This window comes from Actinomadura rayongensis, assembly GCF_009831215.1.
GTDB classification, from domain to species: domain Bacteria; phylum Actinomycetota; class Actinomycetes; order Streptosporangiales; family Streptosporangiaceae; genus Spirillospora; species Spirillospora rayongensis.
Genome location: NZ_WUTW01000006.1, coordinates 251,700 through 261,979, shown reverse-complemented (window position 1 = coordinate 261,979; position 10,280 = coordinate 251,700). Strand labels below are relative to the sequence as shown.

Here is a 10,280-nt window from a genome sequence, read left to right as displayed (position 1 = left end):
GACCAGACACCGATGGCGGACAACACCGAGAAACTCCGGGCCTATCTGAGGAAGGCCACGGCCGACCTCCAGGAGGCGCGCGCGGAACTGCGCGACCTCGCCCACCGGCGGCACGAGCCGATCGCGGTCGTCGGGGTCGCGTGCCGCTTTCCCGGCGGCGTGGAGTCGCCCGAGGATTTGTGGGACCTGGTCGTGTCGAACACCGACGCGATGGGGCCCTTCCCGGACGACCGGGGATGGGACGTCGACCGCCTTTACGATCCCGACCCGGAACGGCACGGCACCTGTTACGCGACGGCGGGCGGTTTCCTGCCCGGCGCGGGCGACTTCGATCCCGACCTGTTCGGGATGAGCGCCCGCGAATCCGTCGCGGCGGACCCGCAGCAGCGGCTGCTGCTGATGACGGCGTTCGAGGCCGTCGAGCGCGCCGGGATTCCCGCCGGTGAACTACGTGACAGCGAGACCGGCGTGTTCGTCGGCACCTATCCGTTCGAGTACGCGCCGCGCTGGGAATCCCTGCCGCCTTCCTTGGAAGGCTCGATGGGCGTGGGGAGCGCGTCGAGCGTGGCGGCGGGACGGATCTCGTACGCGTTCGGGCTCGTCGGGCCGGCGGTCACGGTGGACACGGCGTGCTCGTCGTCGCTGGTCGCGCTGCATCTGGCGGCGCAGTCGCTGCGGCGCGGCGAATGCTCGCTGGCGCTGGTCGGCGGGGTGACGGTCATGGCGTCGCCGGGCCTGCTGGTCGAGTTCAGCCGACAGCGCGCGCTCTCCCCCGACGGCCGCTGCAAGGCGTTCTCCGACACCGCCGACGGCACCGGATTCGGCGAGGGCGCCGGGGTTCTGCTGGTCGAGCGGCTTTCGGACGCGCAGCGCAACGGGCATCACATTCACGCCGTTCTCCGGGGGTCGGCGGTGAATCAGGACGGCGCGTCCAACGGGCTCACGGCGCCGAACGGGCCGTCGCAGGAGAGCGTCATCAGGAAGGCCCTCGCCGACGCCGGGTTGAGCCCGTCCGACATCGACGCCGTGGAAGGGCACGGCACCGGGACGCCGCTCGGCGACCCCATCGAGGCGCAGGCCCTCATCGCCGCCTACGGACGCGACCGGGAACGGCCGCTCTGGCTCGGTTCTGTCAAATCCAACATCGGCCACACGCAGGCCGCAGCGGGCATCGCCGGAATCATCAAGACGGTCTATGCGATCCGGCACGGCGTCCTTCCCCGGACCCTGCACGTCAACAAGCCGACGGACCGGGTGGAATGGCCGCAGGACGGCGTCCGGCTCCTCACGCGGAACACGCCGTGGCCCGAAACGGGACGGCCGCGCCGCGCCGGGGTCTCCTCGTTCGGCATCAGCGGGACGAACGCCCACGTCATTCTCGAACAGCCGCCCGAACCCGCCGCGCCGGTCCCGGAGACGTGCGGGGCGGCGACGCTGCCGTGGCTGCTGTCCGCCGCGACCGAGCAGGCGCTGCCCCGGCAGGCCGAACGGCTCGCGGCGTGGGTCCGGGACCGTCCGGCCCTGGACGCCGTCGCCGTGGGCCGGGCGCTGGCGACCGCGCGGTCCCCGCTGGACCACCGCGCCGTGGTCGTCGGGCGCGACCGCGCGGACCTGCTCGCGGGCCTCGACGCGCTGGCGTCCGGGACGCGCTCCGACGCCGTCGTCACCGGCCGCGCCCAGCGTCCCCGCGTGGCGTTCCTGTTCACCGGCCAGGGCGCCCAGCGGATCGGCATGGGCCGCGGCCTGCACGCCGCCCACCCGGTGTTCGCGGACGCGTTCGACGCCGCCTGCGCCGCGTTCGACCCGGCGCTCGGGCGCTCGCTGCGCGACCTCGTCTTCTCCGGCGTCCAGGCCGACCTGGACCGGACGCGCTTCGCCCAGCCCGCGCTGTTCGCGATCGAGGTGGCGCTGTTCCGGCTGGCGGAGCACTTCGGCGTCACGCCCGACCTCGTCCTCGGCCACTCGATCGGCGAGATCGCCGCCGCGCACGCCGCCGGGGTGCTGTCGCTCGCGGACGCGGCCACGCTGGTGGAGGCGCGCGGACGGCTCATGCAGGCGGCCCGGTCCGACGGGGCGATGGCCGCGATCGAGGCGGGCGAGAACGACGTCCTCGACCTCATCGGCGGGGACGACGTCGACATCGCGGCGGTCAACGGCCCGACGGCGACCGTGATCTCCGGCGACGCCGCCGCCGTGACCGCCGTCGCCGAGCGGGCCGCCGCGCGCGGGCACTGGACGCGGCGCCTGCACGTCAGCCACGCCTTCCACTCGCGGCACATGGACGGCGTGCCGGACGACCTCGGCCGCGTCGCCGCGCGCCTGCCGCACGCGCCGCCGGGCGTCCGGTTCGTGTCCACGGTGACCGGCGCCGAGACCGACCGCCTCACCCCCGAGTACTGGGCCGGGCAGGTCCGCGCGCCGGTGCGGTTCCTCGACGGCCTGCGGACCCTGGACGCCGCCGGCGCCGCGGTGTTCCTGGAGATCGGCCCGGACGGCGTCCTGTCCGCGCTCGGCCCCGAGGCGCTGCCCGGCCGGGGCGCGCTGTTCGCTCCGCTGCTGCGCCGCGCGACGCCCGACGACCGCGCGCTGCTCACCGCGCTCGGCGCCGCGCACGCCCGGGGCGCCCGCGTCGACTGGCCCGCGCTGTTCGGCGACGGGCCCGCCGCCGACCTGCCGACGTACGCGTTCGAGCGGCGGCGGTTCTGGCTGACGGTCCGGTCGTCGGGCGGCGGATGGGAGTTCGACGGCGTCCCCGACACCGCGCCCGCCCCGGACGAACCGGACTTCGGCGCGGACCGGAGCGAGGCCGGGGTGCGGCGCGCGCTGCTGGCGTGGCTGTCCGGGCTGCTCGGCGTCCCGGCGGGACGGATCGAGCCCGGCGACGCGTTCCTGCGCCACGGGTTCGACTCGATCAACGCGTTCGCGCTCCGGAACCGGATCCGGGACGCGTTCGGGGTCGTCCTGTCCGCGCGGACGATCTTCGAGGCCGCGACGGTGGACGCGCTCGCCCGCCGCGTCCTGGACGGCGCGGCGCCCGACGACGCGCCCGTGCCGGAGGACGACGGACGTCCCGGCTTCCCGCTGTCGGCGGGCCAGCGGGAGCTGTGGTCGCTCCAGCAGCTCGCGCCCGGCAGCACGGCGTACAACGTGCCGCTGGCCTTCCGTATCCGTGACTCTGTCGATGCCGATGCGATCGAATCGTCGGTACGTCGGCTGGTGGAGCGGCACGCGGCGCTGCGGACGCGCTTCACCGTCGTCGGCCGGGAGCCGAGGCAGATCGTCGCGGACGACACCGCCGTCCCGTTCGAGCGGGCGACGCTGCACCGCGCCGACCTCGACGCCGCGCTGACCGACCGGATCCGCCGCCCCTTCGACCTGGAGCGCGGGCCGCTGCTGCGCGCCCACCTGCTGACGCTGGACGACGACGAGCACGTCCTGCTGATCACCGTCCACCACGTGGTGTTCGACGGCACGTCCACGCTCCTGCTCATGCGGGAGCTGGCCGGGCTCGCCGGGGACGGCCCGGCGCCCGGCGCCTACGCGGCGTACGTCGCCGACCAGCGCCGCCACCTCGACGGCGACCGGGGCCGCGCGGACCGCGACTTCTGGCGCGAGCGGCTGCGCGGCGCGCCCCCGGCGGTCGACCTCCGCCCGGACCGGCCCCGGACCGACGCGACCCGCTTCGACGGCGTCGTCCACCTGCGGCGGCTCCCGGCCGCGCACGCCGAGCACGTGCGCGCGCTGAGCGCCGAGCTGGGCACGTCGCCGTTCGTCGTCATGCTCAGCGCGTTCAGCGCTTTGCTGCACCGGCGCGGCGGGCAGGACGACCTGGTCGTCGGGACGCCGGTCCAGGACCGCCACCGGTCGGAGTACGAGGACGTCATCGGCTATTTCCTCAACCAGGTGCCGATCCGGACGCGCGTTTCCGGGACGCCGTCGGTGCGCGACCTCGCCGTCCAGGTGAAGGAACGCGTCTACGAGGCTTTCGAGCACGCCCGCTATCCCGTGTCGGAGATCGACGACCTCACCGGGAACGGCCGCCGGCGCGGCCTGGACTTCCGCGTCAGCTTCGTCTTCCAGAACTGGCTGCAGGGCGACGCCGACGCGGCGCTCGCCCGGTTCGAGCCGATGCTGGAGATCCACCAGCAGGGCGTGTTCGACCTGTCCCTCGAAGTCGGCAGGATCGACGGCGAATACGTCCTGCTGTTCATCTACGACCCGGCCCTCTTCGACGCGGAGACGGTCGCGGGAATCGGCGCCGAGTACGAACGGCTGCTCGCGCCCGGCCGGAAACGCGAAACGGACGCCGACGCCATCAGGAGGATCGTCACCGCGTCCTACGAGGAAGCGCTCGGCGTGACCGGCATCGACCCGGCCGACAACTTCTTCGACCTCGGCGGCCATTCGGTCCTGCTCGTGGACGTCGCGCTGCGGCTCCGCGACGAACTGGGCCGCGACGTGCAGAGCGTCCACTTGTTCGAGCACCCGACCGTCGACGCGCTGACCGCGTTCCTGAGCGCCCCGCCCGTCGACGGGCTCCTCGCCCGGAGCCGAAGAAAGGGCGACAACCGGCGGCGCGCGCTGCGGCGCGTCGCCGGACTCGCCGACCCACCGCCCTCCGCACAGATTGGCGACCGCGAATGAACGAGCAGGACCCGACCGCGCTGGACATCGCCGTGATCGGCATGGCGTGCGAGTTCCCCGGCGCGCGCACGCCCGCCGAGTTCTGGCGGAACCTGCGCGACGGCGCCGAGGCGGTGCGGTTCCTCACCGACGAGGAACTGCGCGCGAAGGGCGTCCCCGAGGAGACCTTCCGCGACCCCGCGTACGTCCGCGCGGTCTCCGGCATCACCGACATCGGCGCGTTCGACGCCGGTTTCTTCGGGATCAGCGCGGCCGAGGCGACCGCGACCGACCCGCAGCACCGCCTTTTCCTGGAATGCTGCTGGACCGCGCTGGAGGACGCCGGTTACGACCCCGAGACCTTTGACGGCGACATCGGCGTCTTCGCGGGCACGGGCATGAACTCCTACCTGATCGAGGCCGCGCTGAACGACCCCGGATATCTGCGGTCGGCCGGGGCGGAGCAGTTGATGATCGGGAACGACAAGGACTTCCTGCCGTCCCGCGTCTCGTACAAGCTGAACCTCACCGGGCCGAGCGTCAGCGTGAACACGGCCTGCTCGACGTCGCTCGTGGCCGTCCATCTGGGCCGGCAGAGCCTGCTGCTCGGCGAGAGCGACATCGTCCTCGCCGGCGGGGTGTCGCTGGTGGCGGGCGGCGGCCGGGGCTACCGGTACGTCCCGGACGGCCTGCAGTCCCCCGACGGCCACTGCCGCGCGTTCGACGCCAAGGCCGAGGGCACCGTGTGGGGCGACGGCTGCGGCGTCGTCGTGCTGAAGCCGCTGGCCGCCGCGCTCGCCGACGGCGACCACGTGTACGCGACGATCAAGGGCTCGGCGGTGAACAACGACGGGTCGCTCAAGGTCGGCTACACCGCGCCGAGCGTCGAGGGGCAGAGCCGCGTGATCGTCGAGGCGCTCGCGGACGCGGCGGTCGCCCCGGACGAGATCGGCTACGTCGAGGCGCACGGCACCGGCACGCGGCTCGGCGACCCGATCGAGGTGGCCGCGCTGAGCCGGGCGTTCCGGACGGGCACGGACCGGACCGGTTTCTGCCCGATCGGCTCGGTCAAGACCAACATCGGGCACCTCAACGCGGCGGCGGGGATCGCGGGGCTCATCAAGACGGTCCTGGCGCTGCGGAACGGCGTCCTTCCGCCGACGCTCAACTTCTCCAGCCCGAATCCCGAGATCGACTTCGCGGACGGGCCGTTCTATGTGCAGACGGAACTCACCGCGTGGCCGGACCGTCCCGGTCCCCGCCGGGCGGGCGTCAGCTCGATGGGGATCGGCGGGACGAACTGCCACGTGATTCTCGAAGAGGCGCCTTCGGCACCGGCCCGTAACGCCGAGGAGCGGGAGCAGATTCTCGTCCTGTCCGCGCGTTCCCCAGAAGCGCTGCAAGCGGCGGCCGACGCGCTGGCGGACCATCTCGCCGAGAACCCGTCCGTTCCGCTCGCGGACGTCGCGTTCACCCTCCAATGCGGGCGCCGCCATTTCCGGCACCGCCGCGCGGTCGTGTGCCGTTCGGCCGACGAGGCCGCACGGCTGCTGCGGGAACCCGGCGGCCCGGCCGGTGATCCGGACGTCGTCCGGTGGCTGGCGGGCGAGGACGTCGACTGGTCGGCCCGGTGGGCGGACGGTGAGGCGCGCCGCATCCCCCTTCCCACCTATCCGTTCGAGCGGCGGCACTTCTGGTACGCCGAACAGCGCGGCGACGCCGACGACTTCACCAAACTGCCCGACGTCGCCGACTGGTTCTCCGTCCCGGTCTGGAAGCGGGAGCCGCTGCCGTTCGAGGCGCCCGCGCCGGAGCGCCGCACGCATCTGCTGTTCGCCGACGGCCGCGGAATCGGCGACGCGCTGGCGGCCGAACTGCGCGCGGCGGGCGACACCGTCGTCGTGGTGCGCCCCGGCGACGAATTCCGCACGGCCGACGACGGGTCCTTCCTGGTGAATCCCGCGCGGGAGGCCGACTATCTCTCGCTCGTCCGCACGCTGCGGGACGAGGACCGGCTGCCCGACGGCACGCATTTCCTCTGGCCGCTGAGCAGCCGCCGCGACCGGCCGGAGGAAATGGACCGGGAATCCCTGGTCCGCGCGCAGGACGCCTCGTCGCTCGCGATCCTGCTGTTCGCCCAGGCGCTGGACCGGCTCTCGGTGCGGCGGCCGATGACGTTCACCGGCGTGACCGACGACGTGTTCGAGGTGACCGGCGGCGAGGAACTGAACGTCCACGACAGCACGGTCGCGGGCGCCTGCCTGGTCATTCAGCAGACCTACGGGCATCTCGCGTCCCGGGTGATCGACCTTTCCCTTCCGGCCGGATGCGCGCCCGGCGACGTCACCGGCCCGCTGCTCGCCGAGATCGCCCGGCCGCCGTCCGCGCTGATCTGCGCGTACCGCAACGGGCGGCGCCACGTGAAGAAGTACGACCGCGTGCGGGTGGACGCGGCGGCGCCTCGTCCCGGAGCCGTCCAGGCGGGCAAGAACTACCTGGTCTATGGCGGCCTGGAGGGAATCGGGCACCTCATCGCCGAGCACATCGGGCGCGGCGGCGGCAGGATCCTGATTCTGGAAGACGCTGCCTTCCCGGACCGGCCGGAATGGGACGCCTGGCTGGACGCCCACGACGCCGACGACCCGGTCGGCGCGCGCATCCGCCGGGCCCAGGCGCTCATCGAGGAAGGCGCCGCCTTCGCGGGCCGCCTCAGCGACGACGACGCCGACAACGCGCGGCTTCTCACCGAACTGGAGGCCCGGTTCGGCCCGGTCGCCGGGGTCCTGCACGCGCCGGGCTCGTCCAACGCCAAACGCATCGCCACGCTCCGGTCGATCACGCCGGAGACCTGGCGCGGGCATTTCGACGCGGTCGCCCACAGCTTTCTCCTGGTCGACCGGATGGTCGCCGGACGGGAGCTGGACTTCCGCATCATGTCGAGTTCGCTCGGCTCGGTCCTCGGCGGCGACGGCTTCTTCCAGATCGCCACGATCAGCGGTTTCGCCAAGGCGTACGCGATCTCCCGGGCGCGCACCGAGCATCCGTGGACGGTCCATTGCTGGGACTCCTGGACGGTCGAATGGGCGGGCATCATCGATCGCCTTCCCACCGCGCTCTACCGGCGCGTGGAGCCGTCCGTGCTGACCGGCGAAGAGGGCCTGGCCTGCTTCGAGCGGGCGTTCGCCGTGACCGGGGAGGTCGAGGTCGACATCTCCGCCACGAACCTCGGCCGCCGCCACGAGAAATGGGTGACGGCGACCGCGACGACGCGCAAGCCCGCCGCCGAGCCGGAACGAACCCAGCACGCCCGCCCGGACTTGGAAACGGCCTATGTCGCGCCGCGCACCGCGATGGAACGCGACCTCGCCGACCTGTTCGCCGGGCTGCTCGGCGTCGAGCGGATCGGCGTGGACGACGACTTCTTCTCCCTCGGCGGCCATTCGCTGCTCGGCCTCCAGCTGATCTCCGAACTCCGCGAGCTGCGCGCCCTCGACATCGGGCTGGCGCACCTTTACGAGATGCCGACGATCGCCCGGCTCGCGTCCCATCTGGAGAGCCTGCGATGAACGTCCACACGAGGTTCGAGGAACAGGCCGCCGCGCGGCCCGCCGCGACCGCGCTCGCCCTCGGCGGCGAGACGCTGACGTACGGGGAGCTGAACGCCCGCGCCAACCGGCTCGCGCACGCCCTGCGCGACCTCGGCGCCCGGCCCGGCGTTCTCGTCGGCGTCTGCCTGGACCGCTCGTTCGACCTGGTCACCACCATTCTCGCCATTCTCAAGAGCGGCGCGGCGTACGTCCCGTTCGACCCGCACCACCCCGAGCAGCGGATCGCGCTCATGCTGGACGACTCGGGCGTTCCGCTGCTCCTCACCGACCGCGCGCACCGGGCCGCGTTCGCGGGACGGCCCGGCGTCCACGCGCTCGAAGATCTGCGCCCGGCGCTGGACGCGGCGGATTCCGGAAATCCCGGCGGCGGCGCGGACGGCGACGACCTCGCCTACGTCATCTACACGTCGGGCTCGACCGGAAGGCCGAAAGGCGTCCGGATCAGCCACCACAACGTGCGCCGCCTCTTCACGGCCACCGACGGCTGGTTCGGTTTCGCCGCCACCGACGTCTGGACACTGTTCCATTCCCCGGCGTTCGACCTCTCGGTCTGGGAAATGTGGGGCGCGCTCGCCCACGGCGGACGGCTCGTCGTCGTCCCGCACCAGGTGAGCCGGTCCTTCGAGCAGTTCCACGACCTCGTGGCCCGCGAAGGCGTCACGATGCTCACCCAGACGCCCACCGCGTTCAAGCAGTTCCAGCAGGCCGACCGGATCACGCGGAACACGACGCCGCTGCGTCTCCGTTTCGTCATCTTCGCGGGAGAGGCCCTGGACATTCCCGGACTGCGGCCGTGGTTCGACCGGCACGGCGACGCGACTCCGCGCCTGGTGAACATGTACGGCATCACCGAGACGACCGTCCACGCCACCTACCGGGAGATCACGCTCGACGACACCGAGAACCCGGCCAGCCTCATCGGGACGCCGATCCCGGACCTGCGCCTGCACATTCTCGATGAAGACGGAAAACCCGTGGCGATCGGCGAGACCGGCGAGATCCACGTCAGCGGGGACGGCGTCGGGCAGGGATATCTCGGACGCCCCGATCTCACCGCGGAACGCTTCCTTCCGAGCCCGTTCCCCGGCGAGGAAGGGCAGACGCTCTACCGTTCCGGCGATCTGGCGATACCGCGCCACGACGGCGACATCGAATACGTGGGCCGCGCCGACCAGCAGGTCAAGATCCGCGGATTCCGCGTCGAACTCGGCGAGATCGAGCAGACCCTGGCGGCCCATCCGGCGGTGCGCGACGCGGTCGTCGCCGTCCGGGACGCCGACACCCGCGCCCCGAAGATCGTCGCCTATCTGGTGGCGGACGGCGACGTCCCGTCCCTGAAGGACGTCCGCCGCTTCGCCGCGCGGCTCCTGCCCGACTACATGCTGCCGAACGCCGTCGTCCCGCTCGCCGGGCTGCCGCTGACGGCGAACGGGAAGCTGGACCGCGCCGCGCTGCCGTGATCAGGCGTCCGGGCGCGCCCGCACCCGCGCCCGGTCGCCGTGCCGGCCGAAGATGTGCAGGATCTCCGCCGAGCCGTCCCCGGGCGGCCCGAACCAGTGCGGCTCGGCCGTGTCGAACTCGGCGATCTCGCCGGGCCGCAGCGTCAGCTCGCGGTCGCCGAGGACGAGCACCAGCTCCCCCGCGAGGACGAACAGCCACTCGTAGCCCTCGTGCGTCACGAGCCTGCGCGGGCGCGGCGCGATCACCTGCTTGAACACCTGGAGGCGGCCCGGGTACTGCGTCAGCGGCACGAGCATCCCGCGCGGATGCCGCAGCGGCTTGAGGTGGACGCGCGGGTCGCCGGTCGGGGGCGCGCCGATGAGCTGGTCCAGCGCGACGCGGTGCGCCCGCGCGAGCGGGATGAGGAGTTCGAGCGTCGGGCGCCGCCGTCCGGACTCCAGCCGGGACAGGCCGCTGACCGAGATGCCGGTCATCGCCGACAGCTCCGCGAGCGTCAGGGCGCGGTCGCGGCGCAGCGCGCGCAGCCGGGGCCCGATCGCGGCGAGCGTGCGTTCCAGTTCGGCGTCCATGCCGTCCAGTTTTGCAGTT

4 protein-coding genes are annotated in these 10,280 nt (G+C 72.9%); 3 read left to right on the top strand and 1 reads right to left on the bottom strand.

Annotated features, from left to right (window positions below):
- Positions 1–12: 12 nt before the first annotated feature.
- The 3 genes from GQ466_RS24680 to GQ466_RS24670 are packed head-to-tail and all read left to right on the top strand — an operon-like array spanning position 13 to position 9,691.
- On the top strand, positions 13–4,644 hold the full coding sequence (locus tag GQ466_RS24680) for a type I polyketide synthase (protein WP_161105411.1): 4,632 nt from the start codon (positions 13–15) through the stop codon (positions 4,642–4,644).
- Positions 4,641–8,189, top strand: coding sequence for a type I polyketide synthase (locus GQ466_RS24675; RefSeq protein WP_161105410.1), 3,549 nt, complete (start codon positions 4,641–4,643; stop codon positions 8,187–8,189). The genes GQ466_RS24680 and GQ466_RS24675 overlap by 4 nt, the downstream gene beginning before the upstream one ends.
- Complete coding sequence (locus tag GQ466_RS24670) at positions 8,186–9,691, top strand: amino acid adenylation domain-containing protein (RefSeq protein WP_161105409.1); 1,506 nt, start codon at positions 8,186–8,188, stop codon at positions 9,689–9,691. The genes GQ466_RS24675 and GQ466_RS24670 overlap by 4 nt, the downstream gene beginning before the upstream one ends.
- Here the strand turns inward: GQ466_RS24670 and GQ466_RS24665 are convergent, their stop codons facing one another.
- Positions 9,692–10,261, bottom strand: coding sequence for a helix-turn-helix domain-containing protein (locus GQ466_RS24665; protein WP_161105408.1), 570 nt, complete (start codon positions 10,259–10,261; stop codon positions 9,692–9,694).
- Between the last annotated feature and the right edge of the window lie 19 nt (positions 10,262–10,280).